This window comes from Fructilactobacillus sp. X3R5C2, from assembly GCF_059901175.1.
Genome location: NZ_JBWXVC010000017.1, coordinates 1 through 413 on the forward strand (window position 1 = coordinate 1; position 413 = coordinate 413).

General features: G+C 43.6%; 1 protein-coding gene. It reads left to right on the forward strand.

Annotation, left to right across the window (positions count from 1 at the left end; translation table 11 throughout):
* Nucleotides 1–413: mucin-binding protein (locus AC6UD4_RS07250; protein WP_500694600.1), on the forward strand; the 413-nt coding region annotated here is incomplete at both ends.

Below are 413 nucleotides of genomic sequence, written 5' to 3' on the forward strand. Positions count from 1 at the left end.
CAAGACAATGGTAACAAGGTTATTCATACTGATGGCTTGAACGGGAAGTTCGGTTCTAAGTCGGATTACAGTACGAAAGATGAAATCGCTAAACTAGAAGCCCAAGGATATGAATTAGTATCTGACGGCTTCCCAGGTGATGGTTACACCTTCAATACTGATAACCCAACCTTCAAGGTTGTGCTAAAACACAAGACCAAGGAAGTTACTCCAGATAATCCAGGAAACCCAGGACAACCAGTGGATCCAAACAACCCAACGGGACCAAAATATCCTGATGGTACTAGCAAGACGGACTTGACCAAGACCATTACTAGAACCGTGCATTATGTATATGCTGATGGTAGCAAGGCTTCAGATGATCGCATTGAAACGGTTACGTTCAACAGAACGGCCACCTTTGATGAAGTAAC